6 protein-coding genes are annotated in these 22,875 nt (G+C 69.2%); 4 read left to right on the top strand and 2 right to left on the bottom strand.

Features of this window, described 5'->3' with window-relative positions:
• The first annotated feature begins 20 nt into the window (after positions 1 to 20).
• On the top strand, positions 21 to 815 hold the full coding sequence (locus ACN6O8_RS19855; RefSeq protein WP_427992706.1) for an alpha/beta fold hydrolase: 795 nt from the start codon (positions 21 to 23) through the stop codon (positions 813 to 815).
• A gap of 195 nt (positions 816 to 1,010) precedes the next feature.
• Positions 1,011 to 2,462: an NCS1 family nucleobase:cation symporter-1 gene (locus ACN6O8_RS19850; protein WP_427992823.1), complete on the top strand. Its 1,452-nt coding sequence runs from the start codon at positions 1,011 to 1,013 to the stop codon at positions 2,460 to 2,462.
• Between the two features lie 116 nt (positions 2,463 to 2,578).
• On the opposite strand, the gene ACN6O8_RS19845 is transcribed toward ACN6O8_RS19850, so the two are convergent.
• Positions 2,579 to 5,263, bottom strand: coding sequence for an ATP-binding protein (locus ACN6O8_RS19845; protein ID WP_427992705.1), 2,685 nt, complete (start codon positions 5,261 to 5,263; stop codon positions 2,579 to 2,581).
• The gene (locus ACN6O8_RS19840) at positions 5,256 to 6,074 is read right to left on the bottom strand and encodes a response regulator transcription factor (RefSeq protein ID WP_427992704.1); all 819 of its coding nucleotides are present in this window, start codon (positions 6,072 to 6,074) and stop codon (positions 5,256 to 5,258) included. The genes ACN6O8_RS19845 and ACN6O8_RS19840 overlap by 8 nt, the downstream gene beginning before the upstream one ends.
• 543 nt (positions 6,075 to 6,617) lie before the next feature.
• Between ACN6O8_RS19840 and ACN6O8_RS19835 the strand changes: the two genes are divergently transcribed.
• Both ACN6O8_RS19835 and ACN6O8_RS19830 read left to right on the top strand, forming a co-directional pair.
• Positions 6,618 to 8,174, top strand: a complete 1,557-nt coding sequence (locus ACN6O8_RS19835; RefSeq protein WP_427992703.1) for a ShlB/FhaC/HecB family hemolysin secretion/activation protein — start codon at positions 6,618 to 6,620, stop codon at positions 8,172 to 8,174.
• A 24-nt stretch (positions 8,175 to 8,198) separates the two neighbouring features.
• Positions 8,199 to 22,868, top strand: coding sequence for a filamentous hemagglutinin N-terminal domain-containing protein (locus tag ACN6O8_RS19830; RefSeq protein ID WP_427992702.1), 14,670 nt, complete (start codon positions 8,199 to 8,201; stop codon positions 22,866 to 22,868).
• Positions 22,869 to 22,875 lie beyond the last annotated feature (7 nt).

Below are 22,875 nucleotides of genomic sequence, written 5' to 3'. Positions count from 1 at the left end.
TTGCTTCCCAGGATTCCTACATGTCGTCGATTGCCAGCCAGGATGTCCATGTATCCACCCGGCAAGGCCGCCTGTTCGCGCGGCGCTGGGATCCCGCCGGGCGGCACGCGGACGCGGCGCCGATCGTGCTGCTGCATGATTCGCTGGGCTGCGTCGAACTGTGGCGCGACTTCCCCGAGCGTCTGGCCGGGGCCACCGGCCGCGCCGTCATCGCCTATGACCGGCTTGGCTTCGGCCGCTCCGATCCCAACCCCGCCACGCTGGCCACCGGCTTCGTCGAAGCCGAGGCCGCCGATGGCTTCCAGGACTTGCGGCGGGCGCTCGACATCGGCCCCTTCATCGCTTTCGGCCACAGCGTCGGCGGCGGCATGGGCATCTGCTGCGCCGCCACCCATCCCGGCGATTGCCGGGCGCTGATCACCGAGTCCGCCCAGACCTTCGCCGAGGACCGCACGCTGGAGGGCATCCGCGCGGCGCGGCGCAACTTCGCCGAACCTGGGCAACTGGACCGCCTGAAGAAGTACCACGGCGACAAGGCCGCGTGGGTGCTGAGCGCGTGGGTCGATACCTGGCTGGCGCCGGCCTTCGCCGACTGGAATCTCGACGACACACTGCGCCGGGTGCAATGCCCGGTGCTGGCGCTGCATGGCGAAGAGGATGAATACGGCTCGGCGGCCCATCCCGCGACCATCGCCCGCCTGACCGGCGGCAAGCAGGCGCTGCTGGAGAACTGCGGCCATGTGCCGCACCGCGAACAGCCGCACATCGTGCTCGACCTGGCCAGCCAGTGGCTGCGGGGCGCAGTGCCAGGCTGAGCGCCGGCCGCCGGTCTGCGCGGCGCCCTCCCCGCCGCGCCCGGAAGGGAAAACCCCAGGGGCGATATGGCGCAAAGGTTGTATACACTCTTTGCACACCATAGTACGCGCCAGGCTCCGTCCAAGTGTTGCTGCTGTATTGGTCCGCCCGGCTTCCTTTACGGCCATGCCCACACCTGGGTCAGGGAGCTAGCCATCGATATCCGAAATCCGTCGCCCGGCCTCTACAACGAGGACCTGGCCCCCACCAAGGAGCGCCGCTGGGGCGCGTTCAGCATCTTCAACGTCTGGACCTCGGACGTGCACAGCCTGTGGGGCTACTACCTGGCCGCCAGCCTGTTCCTCCTGTGCGGCAGTTTCGTCAACTTCCTGATCGCCATCGGCCTGAGTTCGCTGGTGATCTTCTTCCTCATGAACCTGATGGGCTATGCCGGCGAGAAGACCGGCGTGCCCTACCCGGTGCTGGCGCGCGCCGCGTTCGGCATCTGGGGCGCCAACCTGGCGGCGCTGGTGCGCGCGGTGGTGGCCTGTTTCTGGTACGGCGCGCAGACGGCGGCGGCCTCGGGCGCCATCGTCGCGCTACTGGTGCGCAACGACAGCCTGCTGGCCTTCCACCAGAACACGCAATGGCTGGGGCATTCGGGGCTGGAAGTGATCTGCTATGTCGGCATCTGGGCGCTGCAATTGCTCATCATCCAGAAGGGCATGGAGACTGTGCGCCGGTTCCAGGACTGGGCCGGCCCGGCCGTGTGGATCGCCATGCTGGTGCTGGCGGTGGGGCTGTGCGTGAAGGCGGGCGGGTTCAGCCTCGACCACGGCATTCCCATGGACGTGCTGCTGGACAAGACCAAGGACGCCGGGGTCAGCGGCGCGCCGGGCAGCTTCTGGGCACTGATGGCGGTGGGCGCCACCTGGATCACCTACTTCGCGGCGCTGTACCTGAACTTCTGTGATTTCTCGCGCTATGCGCGCGACAAACAGGCGGTCAAGCGCGGCAACCTGTGGGGCCTGCCGGTGAACCTGGTGGCGTTCTCGCTGGTGGCGGGCGTCACCACCATTGCCGCGTACAAGGTCTATGGCGAGGTGCTGCTGCATCCCGAGCAGATCTCCACCAAGTTCGACAGCTGGGTGTTGGCGCTACTGGCCGCGCTGACCTTCGCGGTGGCCACGCTGGGCATCAACGTAGTGGCGAACTTCGTGTCAGCCGCGTTCGACATCTCGAATGTGTTTCCCAAGCGCATCGACTTCAAGCGCGGCGGCTACATCGCGGCCCTGATCGCGCTGGTGCTCTACCCCTTCGCGCCCTGGGAAGGCGGCGCGGCGCACTTCGTCAACGCCATCGGCGCCACCATGGGGCCGCTGCTGGGGATCATCCTGGTCGACTACTACCTGGTGGCCAAGGGCCGCATCAACGTGGCGGCGCTGTATGACGAGCACGGCGAATACCGCTACCAGGGCGGCTGGAACATCAACGCGCTGATCGCCACCGGCATCGGCAGCGTGTTCTCGACCATCCTGCCGAACTTCACCGACCTGCTGCCGGTCTGGTGGGCCACCTATGGCTGGTTCTTCGGCGTGGGGATCGGCGGCAGCGTCTACTGGGTGCTGGCGACGCTGCGCCCGCGCGTGGCGCCGGCCATGGCGTGAGGCGCCCTTGCCCGCGCTTGCACCACACGCTGCCTCAGTGCGCTGCGACAGGTTGACGTTGCCCGGGGCGATCTGAGCCGACGCGCGGGCGATGGACTCCGCGGCGCGCCCCTGCCTCAGCCGCCGCGCATCCGTTCGCACAACGTGCCGATGGCGGCCAGGTCGCCCAGGCGCGCCAGGCGCTGCACTTGCAGGCTGAAGTCCTTGAAGGCCGGGTCGCGCGCCTGAATCGCGCGCGCCCAATCCATCAGATCCGAGATCCCGCCGATGTCCAGCAGGCGCTGCACCTGCTCCAGCTCGGCGGGCGACAGACGCGGCAACGGCGCCGAGCCGGGCGCCGCCTCGGTGGCGGCCTGCTGCGTCGACAGGTGCAGCAGCCGCGCCAGCACGTGCCGCAATTCGACCAGGTCGATAGGCTTGAGCAGGCTGGCGTCATAGCCGGCGCCGTCCAGCGTGGGCGCCTCCTGCGGCGTCGCCGATACCGCGACCACGGGCACGTCCGGCCAGCGCGCGCGGGCGGCCGCGAGCACGACCGAGCCGTCGGCGCCTTCCATGCGGTGGTCGGTCAGGATCAGGTCGGGCCGGCGCGCGTCGTCGGCGCGGATGCGGGCCACCATGCCGCGGCCGTCCGCCTCGCTTTCGACGGCAAAGCCCAGGCTGGCCAGTTCCTCGACCAGGAATTCGCGGATTTCCGGCGTGTCCTCGGCCAGCCAGATGCGCTTGCCGGCGCCGTCCAGCGCGGGCAGCACGTGCGCGGCGGCGGCGATGTAGTGGTGCGACACGCGCGATTCGTCGACCTGCCTGAGCGGCAGCGCCACACTGATGGTCGTGCCCTGGCCCACCTCGCTGTCAACGTGGATGCGGCCGTTCATGCGCTGCACCCACTGCTGGACGATGGCCAAGCCCAGCCCGACGCCGGGCTGGCTCTCGGCCGCCGACAAGCGCTGGAACGGCTCGAAGATGTGCTGCCGGTCTTGCGGCGCGATGCCGCAGCCGGTGTCGCGCACCGCCAGCGCCAGCCAGCCGGCGGTCTCGCCGGCCCCGGGCGCGGTGTAGTCCGCCGTCAGCGTGAGCACCCCGCCGCGCGTGAACTTGGCGGCATTGTCGATCAGGTTGGACAGCACCTGGCGCACGCGCTTGCCGTCCATGTCGAGAACGGCCGGCACCGCCTCCGATACCCGCAACTCGAAGCGGTTGCCCTGCCGCGCGGCGATCGGCGCGGCTTCCTTGGCCGTCGCGTCGAGCAAGGCGTGCACGTATTCGGGCGCCAGCCGCAAGGCCTGGCCGCCAGCGCCGGCGGCATAGTCGATCAGGTCGTTCACCATGCCCAGCATGTGGTCGGCGCTGCGGCGGATGATGGCGCCGCGCGGCGCATCGTCGCGGCCGCCGGCCTGGATCAGGTCGGCAAAGCCGATGATGGAGGTCAATGGGGTGCGCAGGTCGTGGCTGATGCGCGCCAGGAAGTCCTGGCGCACGCGGCCGGCTTCGTCGGCCTGGATCAGCGCCGCCTGCAGCGCCTGGGTGCGCTCGGTGACGGCCTGGTCCAGGCGCTGGTGCTCGCGCTCGCGCGCCTGCGCCAGTTCGCGCTGGGCCGCCAGCCGTTCCTGGCGATGCTGGCGCGAGCGTCCGTACAACAGCACGGCCAGCATCAGCGAGATCGACAACAGATCCCAGGCGACCTCCGGCCCGCCCTGCCAGCGGCCGGGCAGCAGACCCTGGATGTAGGCCACCCGCAGCAGCAGGCAACCACAGTAGACGGCGAAAGACAGCAGGAAAATGCGGGCATTGGCATGGCCGCGGCGCCAGCCATCGGCCATCGACACGAGCCAGACCACGGCCCACAGGAAGATCAGGCCGATCAGCGCCTGCGCGGCCTCGCGGTAGTCGCCCAGCGCCGCCCACACCGCGCCGGCGAACCCGGCGGCGATCAGCCCCAGGTAGACGCCGCGCCACATGCGGATCCGGTGCAGGCCCGCGAACAGCATCGCCATGCCGCCGAACAGCGACGCCGCCACCGTCGCCAGCACGCTGGGCGCGCGCAGCACCACCTCGCCGCCGCCCGTCAGGACATAGCGATACAGCAATCCCTGGAACGACAGGCTGTAAAGGATCTCGACGAAAATGGCGGCGGACAGCAGCAGATAGACCGGGTCGCGATGAACCGCGCCCAGCAGACCCGCGTAGATGCCCACCATCACCAACGCGCCGACCAGCACCGCCACCAGCATGGTGTTGCGCTGGGTCACGCCGACAAAGGCCGCCGGCGTGCGCAAGGCGGGCTCCATGTTGATCGCCGAGCGGCTCTGAACCCGCACCAGCACCGTCATCCGCTCGCCCGGCTCCAGCCGCAGCGGCGCCACCGAGACGGTCGACGGCACCTCGCGGGTAGCCAGCGGCTCGCGGTTGCCCGCCAGCAGCACCCTGGCCGGCTCGCGGCTGCCGTGGGGGAACAGGTAGAAGCGCACGTCTTCCAGACGCGGCACGCCGAATGACAGCCAGCGCTCTTGCGCGCTGTCGCTGCCGTTGCCGATTTCCAGCCGCAGCCAGAACGCCGACGCGGAGTACCCCCGGTTCAGCCAGCGCGGCGAGACGGGCTGCCAATCGCCATCCAGGATCTGGCCGACCTGGCGCGCGCCGGTCTGGTCTTCGATGCCGCGCAACTGGCTGGCCAACGGCAGGCCGCCGGTCACCGCGCCCAGGTCGACGACGGCTTGAACGTCCTGCCCCCGCGCCGGCAGCGCCACGCAGCACAAGGCCAGCCACAGCAGCCACGCCAGCCAGCCCGCGCGCCGGTCAGCCATGCGGATCCTGCTCTTGGCGCAAGGCCGTCGGCGCCATGCCGAAGCGTTCACGGAAGGCGGTGGAGAAATTGCCGCGGTTGCCAAAGCCCACCGCCTGCGAAATCGCCTGGATGTCCAGGCCGGTTTCGCACAGCAGGCGGCGCGCTTCGCGCATGCGTTCTTCGCGCAGGAACTCGAACACCGTGGTGCCGGCGCAGCGCCGGAAGGCCTGGTTCAGGCGGCGCGCATTGGTGCCCAGGGCCTGCGCCAGAACCACCAGCTCGGGGGTGTGATCCAAGCGCTCGCGCAGCAGCTTGCGCGCGGCGCGAAACAGCACGCCGTCCAGCGAGCTGCCCGCGGCGGCGGTCGATGTGCCGTCCGCGCTGACGGCAGCGGCCGCGGCGGCCGGCGCCGGCGGCACGCGCAGGTGAATCAGCAGGCGCAGGCGCACTTCCTCGAAGTCGAACGGCTTGGCGACGTAGTCGACCGCGCCCGCGGACAGGCCCGCCACCCGCTCCATGGGGAGCGACGCGGCGGTCAGGAAGATGACCGGAATGGCGCGCGTGGCCTGGTCGGCCTTGAGCAGGCGACAGGCCGCCAGGCCGTCGCAGCCCGGCATGTTCACGTCCATCAGGATGATGTCCGGCTGCACCAGTTGCGCCTTGCGGTAGCCGTCATTGCCGTCCTCGGCCACGTAGACGCGGCAGTCCTGGCTGGTCAGGAAATCCACCAGCAGCATGCGGTCTTCGGGACGATCCTCGACGACCAGCACACGCAGGCCGGCAAGCTGGCCGGGGATAAGCGGATAGGAGGCGTCATTCATGCCGCGCATTCTTTCATGCCGGCCGGCCGGCGCGTTGGTAACAAGCGACAAAACCAAGCCGGTTTTGTGAATATTTTTCCTTGCGGCAAACGTGCCGTGCATTCCGGCAAACATCCCAGATGCAATCATTATTCACACATGATAGTGTTTGTTACATGGGCGACTCGTCCGCCGAGGTCCTGGCTTTCCCTTCAAGCGCGACGCGAGTCGCGCCATCACCCCGGTGAACGCCCGTTTGCAATACGGGCCGCCGCGCCGGCAAGAATCCCGCAGTGCGCCGTACTTGTAAAGAACTTCAGAAAGATTGTTTATAGAAGTTTAAGAAATATATCAAAAAATATCATTTAAGTCTGATTGTAACCAATTGCTGCCTGAGCACCCATGCGCCGCCCATCCCCCCCTCGCCGTCCCGCCGTCCTTTGCCCGCCTCCCTTTTCCTTGCGCGCCGGCCTTGCGGCCGTGCTGCTGGCGTTAGCCGCCGGACCGGTGGCGGCGCAGAACGTCCAGCTGCCTTCGGCCGCCGAGCCAGGCCGTCCACTGCCGCAGCCGGTCATGCCGGAAAGCACCCCGACCGCGCCGTCGGTGACGGTGCAGCAGGGCGGCGTGACCGAGGCGCCCCCCGGCGCGGACAAGCTGACCTTCACCCTGAAGGACATGCGCATCGAGGGGGTCACCCGCTATCCCGCCGCCACCCTGCGTCCGCTCTACCAGGCTCTGATCGGCAAGACCATCAGCGTGGCGGACGCCTTCAAGGTCGCCAATGAGATCGAGCTGCGCTACCGCAACGATGGGTACGTCACCACGCGCGTGATCGTGCCGGCGCAGACCATCGAAGACGGCCTGTTCCGCGTCATGGTGGTCGAAGGCTACATCGCCGATGTCAAGTACGACGGCGACATCGGCCCGGCACAAGCCGCGATCGAGAAACTGGTACAGCGCCTGCGCGGCGTGCGTCCCATCAACGTGGCGCAAGTGGAACGCCAGTTGCTGCTGGCCAATGACCTGAACGGCATGACGGTGCGCGCCTCGCTGGAGGCGTCCCCCACCGAAGTGGGCGGCTCGGTGCTGGTGGTGCGCAGCGAGCGCAAGCCGGTCGATGCGCGCCTGGGCATGGACAACCGCGCCTCGCCCTACCTGGGCTGGAGCGAAATGACCGGCCAGGTCACGTTGAACTCGTTTGGCGCGCGCGCCGACAGCCTCACGCTGACCGGCCGCGTGGGCTTCCCGGCCTACCGCAGCAAGGCCGTGGGCGCCAACTACGACATGCTGGTCACCGACAGCGGCATGACGGTGGACATCGCCGCCAGCTACGCCAAGAGCGAGCCGGGCCGCGAGCTGGCGCCGTTGAACGTGGCCAGCGATGTGCAGGCCTATTCGGCCACCGCCACCTATCCGTTGATCCGTTCGCGCCTGCAGAACCTGCGCGCCTTCGGCATGCTGGACGTGCGCAACGTCACCACCGACATCACCGGCATTCCGTTCACGCGCGACCGCCTGCGCGTGTTGCGCGCCGGCCTGAGCTACGACCGCACCGACAGTTGGAACGGCATCACCGCCGTGCGCGGCACCGTGCACCAGGGCCTGGATGCCATGGGCGCCTCCAAGGAAGGCAATGAACTGGCCTCGCGCGCCAAGGGCCGGCCGGACTTCCTGAAGTTCACCGCCGAGCTGACCCGCCTGCAACAACTGTCCGACCGTTTCAGCCTGGTGGCCACCTTCGCCGGCCAGTACAGCGCCAACCCGCTGCTGGCCAGCGAAGAATTCGCGCTCGGCGGCCCCAACTTCGGCCGCGGCTACGACGACGGCGAAATGTCGGCCGACTCCGGCATGGCCGCCTCGCTGGAACTGCGCTACGCCGTGTCCTCCGACCGCTTCCTGCCGAACGGCGCGCATGTCTACACCTTCGTGGACGGCGGCCGCATCTGGTCGCGCAGTGAAAGCGCGCCGCTGACGCGCGCCAAGCTGTCCTCGTACGGCGCCGGCATGCGCGCCAACCTGACCAAGAACCTGTACGCCACGATCGAAGTGGCCAAGCCCATGAGTGGCGACGTCCTGACCCAGGGCAACAAAGATCCCCGCGTGTTCTTCAGCCTCTCGGCCCAGTACTAATCCGCGACAGAAAAGCGACCGACCATGACCCGTCAATCCCGCAGCCTCGCCCCCTCCGCCCGCCGCCCGTCCCTGAAGGCCCCGCCCCTGCCCGCGCTGACCACGCTGGCCATGGTGATCGGTTCGCTGGTCTCCGGCGGCGCCCAGGCCAATCCCACCGGCGGCAACGTGGTGGCCGGTTCGGCCACCATCAACAATCGCGGCAACGGCACGCTGGACATCAACCAGTCCACCGGCAAGGCCATCATCAACTGGAAAGACTTCAGCATCGGCGCCAATGAGACGGTCAATTTCCGTCAGCCGGGCAGCAACAGCATCACGTTGAACCGGGTGGTGGGCAACGATCCGTCGGCCATCTTCGGCCGCCTGAACGCCAACGGCACGGTGATGCTGGTCAACCCGAACGGCGTACTGTTCGGCAAGGGCGCGCGCATCGACGTGGGCGGGCTGGTCGCCACCACCGCCAACATCAGCGACAAGGACTTCCTGGCCGGCAAGTACAAGTTCGACCAGCCCTCGTCCAAGGCCAATGCCATGATCGTGAACGAAGGCACGATCAGCATCAAGGACAGCGGCCTGGCGGTGCTGGTGGCGCCGGCGGTGCGCAACTCGGGCGTCATCGAGGCCAAGCTGGGACGCGTGGCGCTGGCCGGCGCCAAGACCGTCACGGTGGACTTCCATGGCGATGGCCTGCTCAGCTTTGACGCCACCTCGGCGGTCAGCGACCTGCCCAAGGACGCCGACGGCAAGCCCGTCTCGGCCCTGGTCGCCAACAACGGCGTGATCCGCGCCGACGGCGGCACGGTGTTCATGACGGCGCGCGCGGTCAAGGGCGTGATCGACAACGTGGTCAATACCGACGGCATCGTCAGCGCCAAGGCGGTGGGCACGCAAAACGGCAAGATCGTGCTGTCCGGCGGCGATGCCGGCACGGTCAATGTGGCCGGCACGGTCGACGCCACCGGCGCCAATGCCGGCGAGCGCGGCGGCAAGGTGGTGGTGACGGGCGAGCACGTGAACGTGGCGCGCGGCGCGGCCATCGACGTGTCCGGCGCGGCCGGCGGCGGCGAGATCGCGCTGGGTAGCCAGGGCGTCGCGCCCGACGACGGCTCGGCCGCGTTCAGCGGCAAGTCGTCCACCGTCAAGGTGGCGGCGGGCGCCACGCTCAAGGCCGACGCGCTGGTCAACGGCAACGGCGGCAGCGTCACGATGTGGTCCAACGACGCCACCGCGTTCGCCGGCAGCCTGTCGGCGCGCGGCGGCGCGCAAGGCGGCGACGGCGGCTTCGCCGAAGTGTCCAGCAACAAGAACATCGGCCTGACCGGCTCGGCCGACCTGCGCGCGCCCAAGGGCAAGACCGGCCTGCTGCTGATCGACCCGACCGACCTGCGCATCGTCGATTCCGGCAGCGGCGGCTCGCAGGACGGCGCGGCCGGCGACGGCACCATCAACGGCGGCGACGCCAACACCGCCGACAACACCGTGTCGCGTGGCCTGCTGGAAAGCCTGGCCGGCACCACCAACATCAAGCTGGAAGCCACCGGCCAGATCACCGTCGCGGACATGGCCGCGATCAACCTGAAAACCACCGCCGGCCACAGCTTCACGATGCGCTCGACGCAGACGGGCGGCATCCGCTTCGAGAATTCGAACACCGAGATCAGCACCCAGGGCGGCGCCATCACGCTCGAAGCGCTGGGCGTGGGCAGCACGCTGGACAACATCGGCAAGCTCACCAGCCGCGGCGGCGCGATCACGCTGAACGCCACCGGCGACATCAACCTGGCCAACGTCATCAACGCCGGCAGCGGCGCCGCGCTGGTGCGCACCAGCGCCGGCTCGATCCGCAACACCGGCGGCGCCAGCCAGGTCGTGGCCGGCGGCAGCGTCAAGCTCGACGCCAGCGGCGGCAGCATTGGCGAGACCGGCGCGGCGATCAACACCCAGACGGCGCAGCTGTCGCTGGCCACCGGCGGCAACCTGGTGCTCGCCAACCGCCAGACGCTAACGTCGCTGGACATCACCAGCCGCCACGCGCAGCCGGGGGTGAACAACACTTACCAGCTCACCTCGCCCAACCTGCTGTTCATGCTGCAGGACAACAACGGCTACCTGCTGAACTCGGTCACCCAGCCGGGCCTGAACTTCGCGTTCACCGGCGACCGCACCATCACCGCCGGCACCCTTAACGTGGGCGCCGGCAACCTGGCGCTGACCTCGACGGCGGGCAACATCCTGGGCACGTCCAGCTCGCGGCTGACGGCCGGCCTGATCACGCTGAGCGCGGCCGGCAGCACTGGCAAGAACGGCGCGATCGGCTCGGCCTCGCAGGCGCTGAACACCGAAAGCCCCGTGCTCAGCGCCACCAGCGGCACCGGCGGCGTCTACCTGAGCGACAGCGCCGCGACCACCCTGAAGGCGATCGACACCAGCGGCAGTCTGGTCGCGCAGGCCGCCGGTCAACTGACGCTGGGCGACATCAAGGTCGGCGGCGCCACGTCGCTGACCTCGCTGTTTGGCAGCATCGTGGACGACGGCCTGGACGCCACCACGATCGCCACGTCCACGCTGACCCTGTCGGCCCAGAACGGCGTCATCGGCGGCGCCGCGCGCGCGCTCAAGACCAATGCCGGCGTGGTGTCGGCCACTTCGGACGCGGGCGTCTACCTGGACAGCAGCAACGCCAGCCTGACCATCACCCAGGCGCAGGCCGACAACGCCGCCATCGCCATCAGCGGCGCCGGCAGCGTGTCGGCCAACAACGTCGGTTCCGGCGGCGGCGCCATCAGCCTGACCGGCAACAGCATCGCGGCCGGCCAGGTCAACGCGGGCACTGGCAACGTCACCCTGACCGCCCGCGCGGGCAGCATCACCGGCAACTCGGCCTCGCTGATCACCGGCAACGTCGTCACCCTGTTGGCCCCGGCCACCAATACGTCGTACACCGTGGGCACGTCGGGCACCTACCTGCGCACCGCCGCCGGCGAACTGCACGCCACCGGCGGCAGCATCTATCTGAATCAGGCCCAAGGCTCGGTGCTGCTGGACGACCTGAAGGCCAGCAATGGCATTTACGTGACCGGCGCCGCCAACCTGACGGCCAACCAATTGGACGCCGGCACCGGCACGCTCTCGCTCAACGCCCAGGGCGGCAGCATCCTGCGCGCCAGCGCCGGCAGCGTGCTGGCGGGCAACAGTGTCAACCTGCAGGCGCAGCAGCATCTGGGCACCGCCAGCGACCACCTCACCACCGCCACCACCAGCCTGACGCTGGGCAGCGGCGGCGATATCTTCATCGACAATCCCGGCAAGACGCTGACCTACCTGGCCATCAGCAATTCGCACGCCGACCCGGCCCGCCGCAACACCCTGCTGGTGAACGCGCCGTTCCTGAACTTCGACATCAACGACGACCTGGGCAACGCCTACGAGCTCAAGCAGGTCTACAGCTCGCTGCTGAACCAGTTCTTGTTCACCGGCGACCAGAGCCTGAAGCTGGGCAACATCCGCGCCGGCAATGGCGTGTCGCTGACCTCCACCCAGGGCAGCATCTTCGACGACGGCTTGACGCAGACGCGCGTCACCGCCAGCAACGTCAGCCTGGCGGCCAACCAGGATATCGGCACCAGCACCGACTACGTGGCGGTCAACGCGCCCGCCCTGTCGCTGGACACGCGCGGCAACCTCTACGCCACCAACATCGCCGACCTCAGCTCGCTGACGGTAACCGCGCGCCACAAGGGCGCGGACGACCACTACGTGCTGGACGTGCGCGCGCCGTCGCTGCTGTTCAACATCACCGACGACGCCAGCGGCCACACCATCCGCGAGCTGCGCGACAGCAATGCGATCAACTTCAGCTTCATCAGCGACCGCGACGTCACCGCCGGCAGCATCGACGCCGGCTACGGCGGCAGCATCACGCTAAACGCCGCCGGCGACATCCGCGACGACGGCGACAAGCAGACCCGGCTGCTGGCCAACTCGGTCAACCTGGTCGCCGGCAAGGCTGTCGGCGCCACCGGCACGGCCTATATGGACATCCTGGCCGGCTACCTGAGCGGCTCGGCCAGCAATGGCGGCTTCTACGCGCAGCTGCCCCACCCCACCGGCTCGTCCAACACCACCGGCGTGGTCACGCTGAACAACATCACCGCCTCCGACGACGTGCGCATCGATACGCGCCAGGGCGATGTGTTGCTGGCCGGCACGGTGCGCAGCTGGAATGGCGTGGTGGCCCTGAACGTGGCCAACGGTTCGATGTTCGGCAATGGCACGGGCGGCGTCTACGCGGGCGCCAATGACATCCAGTTGACGGCGGCCGGCGCCATCGGCGGCATGTACAACGGCAGCGTGCGCTACGTCGGCGTGGGCGGCAGCGGCCTGGTCAACGTGCAGGCCACCGCCGGCACCGACCTCTACCTGAATGGCACCACCGGCAATATCAGGCTGACGCGCCTGGAGGCCGGCAACGGCCAGATCGGTTACACCCAGGCCTCTGGCGCCACCACGATAGGCAACCTGAGCGCCAGCGGCGCGGTCACCCTGTCCAATACCGGCGGCTCGCTGCTGGACGATGGCGATGCCGCCACGCTCATCCGCGGCAGCAGCATCGCCCTGACGGCAGGCGGCGCCATCGGCGCGGCCGGCGCCGCGCTGACCCTGCGGGCGCCCGATGTCAGCCTCACCAGCGGCGCCGGCATCGCGGTCGACAACCTGGTCGGTCTGACGCGCCTGAACATCACGCGCACCGGCACCGCCTACGGCGCCTACGCGATCACCGCGCCCAACCTGACGGCCTTCACCGTGACGGATGACGGCCTGGGCATCCACCTGAAGCAGATCGCCAGCGCCACCGATCTGGACTTCGGTTTCAGCGCCGGCAGCAAGAACCTGCTGGTCGGCAATATCGACACCGGCGCCAACGGCAAGGCCAGCCTCGCCGCCGGCCTGAACCTCAGCAACGACGATCCGGCCAACCCCGGCGCGATCCGCGCCGCGACCGTGGCGCTGAGCGCCGGTTCGAACGGCTCCATCGGGGCGTCCGGCGCCGGCGGCGCGCTGGTCCTGACCGGCACCTCGGCGCTCAGCCTGACCGCCGGCAACAGCTTCTACGTCGGCAGCGACACCGTGCTGCGCAGCCTGTCGATCAACAGCCTGAAGGCCGCCGGCAGCGCCAGCACCTTCGAGATCGGCGGCGGCGCCGGCCAGACCATCCGCATCAGCGACGACGGCACCACCCAATACCTGGAGCAGGTCGCCGGCGGCCTGACCGACTTCAGCTTCACCGGCCGCAAGAACATCCAGGCCGGCACCGTCACCGCCAGCAACACGATCAAACTGACCACCGCCGGCGGCGGCGTCTACTCCAGCATCACCAGCGATGGCGGCAGCGGCCGCATCGCGGCCAACAGCGTCACCCTGTCGGCCACCGGATCGGACAACTACACCGCGCGCGACGCCAACACCGGCGCCATCGGCAGCGGCAGCCGCGCGCTGCGCGTCAGCGCCAGCGACCTGGCGATCACCAACAACGGTGACATCACCCTGAACAACGGCGGCCTGGCGCTCAACAGCCTGAACCTGTACCTGTCGCGCCGCGATGCCGGCAACAGCGTCAACTACGACACCAACAGCTACGCCTTCGGCGGGCTGGGCGGCCAGTCGCTGTCGTTGGCGGGCGGCACCACGCTGGCGATCGGCGCCAACATGCAGGGCGCGGCGCTGACCATCAACACCGACACCGCGATCACCTCCAACACCATCAATACCGGCGCCGGCTCGGTGGCGCTGACCTCGCGCTACGCCAACAACGACCTGGCCCCCAGCATCGGCGGTTCGGGCCTGATCACCGGCAACAGCGTCAGCCTGAGCGCCCTGGGCAGCAACGGCAGCGTGTCGGCGCAGACCAGCACCGCCAACCTGGCGGTCGCCTCGGCCGGCAACGTGGCGGTGGCCAACAACAAGCAGCTCGATTCGCTGGCGCTGACCGCCAACCATGTAAGCACCGGCGGCGCGCTCAACAACAGCTACAGCATCACCGCCACCGGCATGTCGGCGTTCTCGCTGACCGATTCGACCGGCGTCGCCGGCCTGACGCTCAACGACATCCGCAACACCGGCAACCTGGCGCTGTCGATCTCGTCGGATCGCGCGCTGACCGTCAACAACGTCACCACCGCCGCTGGCGGCTCGGTCACGCTGGCCAGCAGCGGCACCATCTACGGCACCAGTTCGAGCGCCGGCACGCCCAACATCACCACCGGCGCGCTGACGCTCAACGCCGGCTCGGTGACGGGCGTGTACGCCACCAACCAGCCGCTGTACGTCAGCGTCGATGCGCTGTCCTCGAACATCCGCGGCAGCCTGTGGGTGTCGAACAACAAGAGCCTGACGCTGCTGGACAACAGCGCCACCAGCTCGGCGCAGGTGAACGTCACCAACGGCTCCATCTCGCAGGGCGCCGGCCGCTTCGTCAGCCCGGTGCTGACGCTGACCGCCACGCAATCGATCGGCGCCGCCGGCAACGCGATGCAGACCGACACGCGCCAGTTGACCACGCAGTCGGGCGGCAACCTGTACATCAACAACGCCAGCGACCTGTTCTCGCTGAGCGTCACCGCCAACCACGCCAACAGCGCGGTGGACAACGTGCTGCAGGTGGCGGCCAAGGGCCTGACGTTCGACGTCACCGACGCCAACGTCTACACCATGACGCAGGTCAGCGACGTCACCGGCCTGAACTTCACGTTCAACGGCGACCGCACGCTCTACGTCGGCAACGTCGACGTCGGGCCGGCCAATACCGTCAGCCTGGGCGCCTATGGCGCCAACGCCAACATCCTGAACCTGTCGCCGACCTCGCACGTCACCGGCGATTCCGTATCGCTGGGCGCCAGCGGCCAGATCGGCGTGGCCTCGGGCGACAACTCGGGTTCGATCCACGTCACCACCAGCGAGCTCTACCTCACGTCGGGCAGCCACGTCTATGTCGACAACGACCGCGACCTGGCCACCCTGTCGCTGTACGCCACCGGCGCGGCGCCCGCCACCTACCAGATCCAGTCGAACGAGCTGTTGTTCGACGTGGCCCATGACGGCAGCCGCCTGCAGGTCAACCAGGTGCGCGACAACACCGGCCTGAACCTGATGCTGTCGAGCAGCGTCGGCCAGGACATCGGCATCATCGACACGCAGGCCACCGGCACGGTGCGCCTGTCCAGCAACAACAGCATCCTGGGCAGCGCCGACGACAGCCAGCGCATCACCGCCGCGCAGGTCAACATCACCACCCAGGGCAGCGGCGGCATCGGCGCGGCCGGCCGCGAAATCAACCTGTCGGCGCCGATCGTCAACATCCAGAACGGCGGCGACGTCTACATCGATTCGGACACGCACATCGACTCGCTGTCGCTGTACTCCACCGGCAATGCCGCGCGCAGCTACAGCATCAAGTCGCCGACGCGCGAAGGCGGCAACATCAGCTTGCAGGCCTCGGACGGCGGCAGCGCCAGCAGCGCCGGCCTGGTCCTGAGCGAACTGGTCGACCAGGGCGGCCTGAACCTGAGCGTCACCAGCGACCGCACCATCACCGTGGGCAAGATCAACGTCGGCTACGACAACGTCAGCCTGACCTCGCGCGGCGGTTCGCTGCTGGGCGACGGCGACGGCACCACCAAGATCGATGCCGCGGCCCTGACCCTGACCGCCAACAACGCCATCGGCGCGGCCGGCGACGGCAACGCCATCGACACCCGCGTCAGCACCCTGAGCGGCCGCGCCAACAACGGCGGCGCGTACATCACGGTGGAAGGCAACACCAGCCTGCCCAGCCTGGTCTCGACCGGCGCCAGCTCGGTCGGCAACACCACCGGCGACATCGAACTGGGCACGGTCAACACCAACGGCAACGCCTTCACGGTCAACAACACCGGCGGCTCGATCCTGAGCGGCACGATCAACAACGCCACCACGGTCAGCCTGACCGCCAACGGTTCGATCGGCAACAAGAGCGCGATCCGCACCACCGCCCTGGCCAACGGCACCACCACGGTGACACTCAGCGCCACCAAAACCGACCGCGCCGACGGCAGCATCGCGCTGACCGAAGCCTATGGCCTGCAGGTGGCCTCGGTGGCCGCCGCCGGCGACGTCACCCTGACCGCCGACACCGCCAGCAGCGGCCGCAACCTGACCGTGGGCACCATCACGTCCACCGATGGCGCGGTCACCCTGTCGACCGCGCGCGGCAGCATCGTCGGCGCCAACAACAGCAACCTGGTCAGCGGCAAGAGTGTCAACCTGACGGCCAACTACGGCACCTCGGCCACGATCGGCGCGTCCGGCTCGGCCCGCCTGCACCTGAACACCGGCAAGCTGACGGTGGCCACGCCCGGCAGTATCTACGTCGACAACGTGGCCGATCTCTCCGACCTGACCCTCATCCGCAACAACGCGCAGGGCTCGAACTACGGCAGCGCGGGCGCGCTGATGATCAGCGCGCAGAACCTGACGTTCAACGGCACCGATAGCGGCAACGTCACCACGCTGAACACGGTGCGCGACACCACGGGCCTGAACTTCAATTACCAGGCCATCGGCGCCATCAACGTCAATGACGTCGATGTGACGCAGAACGGCTCGGTGTCGCTGTCGACCAATCCGTATTACTACACGGGCGGCTCGATCCAGGGCGTGAACGGTTCGTCCAAGATCGTCGCGGGCGACCTGACCCTGTCCACCGGCACGGGCGACACGCCCAACACCATCGGTTCGGCCGGCCTGGCGCTGAACACCCAGGTCAACAACATCGCCGCCACCGCCTCGGGCGGCATCTGGCTCAAGCAGAACGGCTCGATCAACCTGGGCAACCTGCGGGCCGGCGGCGACCTGTCGGTCACCACCACCACCGGCGACATCCTGGTCGGCACGGTCAGCTACGGCACCAACAATGCCCTGACCCTGAACGCCCAGACCGGCAGCATCCTGTACGGCGGCGGCACGCTGTCGGGCGCGGGCACCGGCGCCATCACGCTGACGGCCCAGAACGGCATCGGCACCCGCGACGCGGCCATCAAGATCGCCGCGCCCAACAGCCCGGTGTCGGCCACCGTTACCGGCAACGGCTCGCTCTACCTGGAAGGCAGCGGCAACCTGCTCGGCGGCCTGACCACCGCCGTCAACAACGGCGAAACGCGCGTCACCGGCAACGGCAACCTGGTGCTGACCAGCATGACCTCGGCCACTGACGCCACCGGCAACGACATCTCGGTCAAGACCACCGCCGGCAACGTCACCGTCAAGAACGTGCAAGCCGGCGCCGACCATGGCCAGATCACGATCAGCGCCGACAATGGTTCGATCCTGGCCGACAGCACCGGCGCCACCGTCAAGGCCTACGGCGTCGCCCTGAACGGCGCCAACGGCATCGGCGCCGCCAACGGCCGCATCAACGCCACCGGCCAGCGCGTCGAAGTCACCAGCAACGGCGCCATGTACCTGGCGGCGGACAACAACTCCGTCTACTCGTACCTGTCTGGCAACACCATCGACATCGCCGCCGCCGGCAACCTGCAGATCGCCAACGCGATCGCCGCCAACGGCACCATCAAGGTCACCGGCAACGGCAGCAACAGCCAGTTGGTGGCGGGCAACATCGACGCCGGCGCCGGCAGCGTCAACATCGACTTCAGCAAGGCCGGCAGCACCATCGTCGACGACCGCGAGGAGTCCACCCGCATCATCGGCGGCAACGTCACGCTCAAGGCCGGCGCCGGTATCGGCGGCGCCGCCGGCTCGCCCGACAATCTGCAGACCACCGCCGCCAACATCACGGCGGAAGTCACCGGCGCGGGCTCGATCTACCTGAACGACAACCGCGCGGCCGGCACCACGCTGACGTCGATCATCGCGCAGAACGGCGCCATCGGCATCACCACCGCCGGCCCGACGCTGGTCACCAGCGCGATCGGCAGGACCAACGCGGCCGGCAACGACATTGCGATCACCACCACCAGCGGCGACCTGTCCATCAACACCATCGACGCCACCCGCGGCGGCAACGTCAGCCTGACGGCGGCCGGTTCGATCAAGGGCGCGCTGGCCGGCAATCTGGTCTTCGGCAACACGCTGACGGCCAACGCCGGCGGCAGCATCGGCTCGGCCACCAACCTGAGCAATGGCACCGGCGGCATCGCCCTGCGCACCAACGTGGCGTCGCTGGGCTCGCTGTCGACCGCCGCCGACGGCGCGGTGATTGTCGTCAACAACGTTGGCACGCTGGCCCTGAGCGCCAATAGCGGCAACGTCAGCCAGAGCGGCGCGAACAGCTCCGTCTACCTGACCACCGCCGGCGACCTGGACGCCAGCGGCGGCATGTCGACCACGGCCGACAACCTGCTGCTGGCCTCGGGCGGCAAGCTGACGGTGGCCGCGGCCGGCGTCCAGGCCAATGACGCCGTCACCCTGCGCGGCACGCAGGATGTGGTTGCCGCCGGCGCCACGCCGCGCAGCATCGGCGTCAAGTCCGGCGCGCTGACCTTCAGCAGCGGCGCGGCGGGCGGCGACACCGCCCTGGTGACCGAAGTGGCCAGCGCCAACGCCAGCCTGACCGGCGTCTCGGTGCCGGCCAACCTGACGCTGACCAACACCGGCGACCTGGATGCCGCGCTGAGCAGCGCCAACGGCAACATCGCCGCGACCGCCAGCGGCGCCTTGAGCGCGTCGGCCACGGCCAGCGGCGCCAACCGCAGCATCGCCCTGACCTCGCAGCATGGCGACGTGACGGTCGGCAGCGTCAACGCCGGCGCCGCTAGCGGCACCATCGTCCTGAACGCCGCCGAAGGCTCGCTGCTGGGCCTGGACGGCATGACCGCCAACAGCCTGGATCTGACCAGCAAGAACGGCATCGGCGCGCAAGACGCGCACGTCACCACCTCGGCCCGCAACCTCAAGGCCAACGTCATCGGCGGCGGCGACATCTATGTGGACGCCACCGGCGCGCTGACGCTGGGCCGCGTGGCCACGGCCGACGGCAATATTGGCATCGTCGCCGCCGGCAACCTGGCCAGCACCGTCGGCCTGGCGGCGGGCAATAGCGGCGCCAACGGCAACGTCAGCCTGCAATCCGGCGCGGGCAACGTCACGGTGAGCCACGCCATCGCCAGCGGCGAGATCAACAATCTGAGCGTGAGCGGCGTGGCCATCGCCATGGCCGACACCGCCACCGCCGGCAGCCAGACCTACAACGGCAACGTAACGCTCAACGGCGACCTGACCGGCGCGGCCATCGGCCTCGGCGGCAACGCCACGCTGGCCGGCGGCAACCGCACGCTGACGGCCAATGGCGCCAACGGCGGCGTGAATCTGGCGGGTACGCTCAACGGCGGCGGCCAGCAGGCGACGATCGTCGCCGAGCACGGCAACGTCACGCTGAGCGGCAACGCCAGCAACCTGGCCGGCCTGACCATCACCGGCGAGGCCATCGACCTGCAACAGGTCGCGACCAGCGGCGCCCAGCAGTACAACGGCGCCACCACCCTGCGCGGCGCCTACACCACGGCCAACGGCGCGTTCGGCGTCGATGGCGCCACGACCCTGGCGGATGCCGTCAATGTGGCCGCCGGCAGCGGCGCGGTCACCTTCACCGGCGCCGTGTCCGGCGCCAAGGCGCTGACCGTCACCAGCAGCGGCACCACCACCTACGGCGGCGCCGTCGACATCGCCACCCTGAACCAGGCGGGCAGCGGCGCCACCGCCATCAACGGCGGCAGCGTCACCACCAGCGGCGCGCAGACCTACGCCGGCCATGTGACGCTGGGCGACGATGCGGTTCTGGCCGGCAGCACGGTCACCCTGGCCAACGGCGTCGATGGCGCCCACGCGCTGGAAATCGACGGCGTGGCCGCGCTGACCGGCGCCATCGGCGCCGTTACCAAGCTGGCCAGCCTGACCCTGGACGGCGCCGCCACGCTCAACGCGGGCAGCATCGCCACCCGCGGCAACCAGCACTACAAGGGCGCGGTGACGCTGGGCGGCGACCACTCGCTGTCCACCACCACCGGCGGCGTCACCTTCGACGGCGCGCTGGATGGCACGCATGACCTGCACGTGGTCTCGACCGCGGCGGGTGGCGTCAGCTTTGCTGGCGTGGGCGACGGCGCCCAGCGCTTTGGCAACCTGACGGTCGACACCGCCGGCACCACCGCTTTCAACGGCACGGTCTACGCCGCTTCGGTGCAAACCGACGACCCGGGCGCGGTCGCCATCAACGCTGACCGCATCGACACCACCGGCGTCATGCGGTTCGGCGAACTCGTCACGCTGGGCGCCAACGTCACGCTCAAGGGCGCCAGCGTCACTCTGGCCGGCGGCGCGAACGCGACCGACGAACGGCAGGGCCTGACCATCGAGGGCCCGGCCGTGATCAGCGGCCCGGTCGGCAACGGCACCAACGGCCGCCTGGCCTACCTGACGCTGGCGGGCGACGCGCAATTGTCCGGCGGCCCGATCAAGACCGTGGGTCAGCAGTCCTACCAGGGCACGGTGCAGTTGGCCGGCGCCACGCAGATCAGCACCGCCAACGGCGATGTGACCTTCAACCAGACCGTCACCAGCAGCAACGGCAGCGGCCTGACGGTCAGCAGCGGCAACGGCGGCGTGCACTTTGCCGACACGGTGGGCGATGCCGCCACGGGCCGCCTGGGCGCCCTGGTCGTCGACAGCAGCGGCGCCACCACCTTTGACAAGGCCGTGTACGCCGCCTCGGTGGCCACCAACGCCGGCGGCACCGTAGCGATCAATGGCGGCCTGGTGGACACCACCGGCACGCAGTCCTACGGCGAACGCGCCGTGTTCGGCACCGACACCGTGCTCAAGGGCAGCACCGTGAGCCTGCTGGGCGGCGGCGACGGCAGGCACGACCTGACCATCGACGGCGACGCCGTGCTCAAGGGCCCGTTCGGCGCCAATGACCCGCTGGCCAGCCTGACGGTCAAGGGCAACGCCACGCTGGGCGCGGGCAGCATCGACAGCGTCGGCGGGCAGTCGTACCAGGGCAATGTGACCGTGGGCGGCGACGTCTCGGTGACCAGCCGCCAGGGCGACATCGGTTTTGACCGCGCGGTCGACGGCGGCCACGGCCTGACGGTCGCCGCCAACCAGGGCGAAGTGACCTTCTCCGGCCCGGTCGGCCAGGGCTCGCGCCTGGGCGACCTGAAGGTCAGCGCGGCCGGCGATATCGTGCTGGACGGCCCGGTGCGCGCCGCCTCGGTGCAGACCGGCGGCAAGGGCGACGTGCTGATCAACGGCGGCTCGGTCGATACCACCGGGACACAGCAATATGGCCAACACGCGATCCTGAGCGGCGGGGACACCACGCTCAGCGGCAGCAACGTGCGGCTGATGGCCGGCGTGGACGGCACCGATCCGGGCAAGCAAGGCCTGATCATCGCCGGCAACGCCGACATCCGCGGCGACGTGGGCACCACCACGCCGCTGCGCGGCCTGGCCGTCAGCGGCGCCACCACCATGGGCCCCGGCAAGGTCGTGACCACGGGCGACCAGGTCTACACCGGCGCCGTGACTCTGACGGGCAACCGCGAGCTGACCAGCAACACCGGCTCGGTGATCCTGGGCAGCAAGCTGGACGGCGGCAACGGCAACAACCTGACCGTCAACGCCGGCAAGAACATCCAGGTCGCCGGCGATGCCACCGGCCTGGGCGAGCTGACCCTGCGCGCGGTCGACACCATCGTCTTCAACGGCGATGTCAGCGCCTACCGCGTGCAACAACTGGAAGCCAAAAACGCCCGCTACAACGGCGCGGTGCGCGCCTCCGGTCCGGACGGCATCGACATCGCCGGCGACAGCGTGGCGTTCGGCAAGGACGTCACCGCCGACAGCGGCGCGATCCGCATCGCCAACACCAGCCCGACCGGCACCACGACGTTCGGCGCCGGCAGCACGGTCAAGGCCGCCACCGGCTTCACCCAGACCGGCGGCGCCGGCCTGACCCTGCCGGCCCAGTTGCTGGTGACCCGCGGCCCCATCAACCTGGGCGTGCCGGCCAGATTGCAGGGTTCGAACGCGGTCATCCAGACCAATGGCGATATCACCGCCGTCGGCCTGACCGGACCGCAGACCTCGCTGACGCTGGCTTCCGGCGTGGGCGCCCTGCGCATCGGCCTGAACGACGCCGACCCGAGCCACAAGCTGGAGGTGGCCGCGCTCAACGTGCCGAATGCCGGCTCGGCCGACATGTGGGGCTCGATCGGCGGCAAGACGGGTTCCATGGCCGCGACCATGATCCGCAGCTCGCTGGTCGGCGCGCCGTACTATATGAACGGCGCCACCTGGGGCCCGACCGACGTGATCGACCGCCTGGCGGCCGCGACCGCGCCGCGCACGGTGATTCCGACCACGCCCAACGCCAACCCGCTGTTCCAGGGCACCGTCCCGTCCAAGGGCTTCGGCCCCGATGCGCTGGGCGCGTACGCGGATCCGCAGGTGCTGACGGTGGCCTCGGCCTTTTCCTGGCAGCTGCCGTCGGGCGACAATACGGTCTTGACCGTCCCGACCGGCAACAATCCGGTGCTGCACACGACCGGCGGCAACTCGCAGCGCCCCGCCGTCGAAGGCGTTCCGTCATCCGATGACGCGCGCCGCGACACCGATACCCAATCCCATACTCTCTGATCCGAAC

The organism is Achromobacter sp. (assembly GCF_050285565.1).
GTDB lineage: Bacteria > Pseudomonadota > Gammaproteobacteria > Burkholderiales > Burkholderiaceae_B > Achromobacter.
Note: the sequence above shows the minus strand (reverse complement) of the source record. Positions and strands in the feature narration are given on the sequence as shown.